The organism is Pseudolysinimonas sp., from assembly GCF_031389465.1.
Taxonomy (GTDB): domain Bacteria; phylum Actinomycetota; class Actinomycetes; order Actinomycetales; family Microbacteriaceae; genus Pseudolysinimonas_A.
The window spans coordinates 1-1,635 of record NZ_JANMSQ010000036.1 but is presented as its reverse complement, the minus strand read 5'-3'; the positions used below and the strand labels follow the sequence as shown (position 1 = coordinate 1,635).

Here is a 1,635-nt window from a genome sequence, read left to right as displayed (position 1 = left end):
ACACGGCCGAAGCGTTTGGGGAGGTTGTGCAGTTCGATGGCGGCCATTCGCCCGCTCCTTCAGGTCTGCCCGACGTGAATCGTCGGCCTATGAAGAAGGTGACGTGGCGGGCTCGTTGCGTCGTCGGCCAGGGGATGCGTTCTGCGCTACTCCCCCGGGCGGATCAGACCGCTCTCGTAGGCGGTGACGACGAGTTGCGCGCTGTCCCGCGCGCCGCGCTTGGTCAAGACGTGGCTGACATGGGTCTTCGCTGTCGCCGGGCTCAGGAACAGATCCGCGCCGATCTCCGCATTGGACAGACCACGCCCGACGAGGGCGAGAACTTCGCGTTCACGTTCGGTGAGCACACCCAACTGCGGGGGCGGCGGGCGATCGGCGATGGGGCGCAGGGCAAGCTCCGCGATCAATCGGCGCGTCACGCTCGGGGCGAGAAGCGCGTCGCCTGCTGCGACGACGCGAATCCCTTCCAGGACGTCTTCCGGAGGTGCGTCCTTGAGCATGAAGCCGCTGGCGCCCGCGCGGATCGCGGCGTACACGTATTCGTCGTTGTCGAACGTCGTCAAGATGACGATGCGAACGCCGCCAAGGTCGCTGTCCGTCGTGATTCGCCTGGTCGCTTCGATGCCATCGAGCAGCGGCATCCTGATGTCCATGAGGAGCACATCAGGACGATGCCGGCGGGCGAGGTCGATCGCCTGCTCGCCGTCGGCAGCCTCGGCCACCAGGTCCATGTCGGGTGCGTGGTCGATCATCGCCCGCAGACCCGTGCGGATCAGCGGCTGGTCGTCGGCAACGCCGACTCGCATCCTCACGCGCGCCCGCCGAGCGGCAGCCTGGCATGCACCCGGAAGCCACCTCCGGGCAGCGGCCCCGCGATCAGGTCGCCGTTGTACATCGCCACCCGCTCCCGCATCCCCACCAACCCGTGTCCACCGGAACCTACCGTGCCCGGCGGCCGCGCCGGCCCATCGTCATCGATGTCAAGAGTCACGGCGTCGGCGGCGTACCCGATCACGACCGTCGCACGCGCTCGGCCGGCGTGCTTGATCACGTTGGTCAGCGCCTCCTGGACGATGCGGTAGGCCGACAGGTCGATCCCGGCCGGCAGGTCGGGCCTTGCACCCTCGACGCGCATCTCTACAGTGATCCCGGATCGGACGACCTCAGCGACCAGGCTATCGACGTCGTGCAGCCCAGGAGCGGGTGCTAGCGGGCCGGGACGCTCATCGTCGGATCCGCGCAGGACACCGAGAAGCTGGCGCATTTCCCGCAAGGCTGACCGAGTCGCGGTCTCGATGGTCCGCAGCGACTGCCGGGCAGCCCCGGGGTCGCTCGCGGCGACCATGCGCCCGGTTCCTGCGTGCATCGCGACGACACTCATGGTGTGTGCGACGACGTCGTGCAACTCGCGGGCGATACGGAGCCGCTCCTCGGCGACCGCCTGGTCGGCGAGATCGAGCTGCGCCCGCTCGAGCTGGCGGTTCTTTTCCTCGAGTTCGGCGGTGTAGGCCTGGCGCGTACCCAGATAGTTGCCGAGCACCCATGCAGCGACGATGAGTGCGGGCACACCGACATCTGTCGGGCCGGGGCTCAGTGTCGCGCCGACCCAGCCGAGGGCGACCGCCGCCGCCAGCA

2 protein-coding genes are annotated in these 1,635 nt (G+C 68.6%); both read right to left on the bottom strand.

From position 1 onward, the window contains the following. Positions 1-146: 146 nt before the first annotated feature. A complete protein-coding gene (locus tag RMO30_RS01545; protein ID WP_309708584.1) occupies positions 147-806 on the bottom strand; it encodes a response regulator transcription factor in 660 nt (219 codons plus the stop codon). Between the two features lie 2 nt (positions 807-808). Next, a partial coding sequence (locus tag RMO30_RS01540) for a sensor histidine kinase (protein ID WP_309708581.1) occupies positions 809-1,635 on the bottom strand: 827 nt, incomplete at its 5' end.

Bases quoted from the DNA above. Each gene is read 5' to 3' on its own strand.
- RMO30_RS01545 (WP_309708584.1), bottom strand. From the start codon at position 806: ATGCGAGTCGGCGTTGCCGACGACCAGCCGCTGATCCGCACGGGTCTG.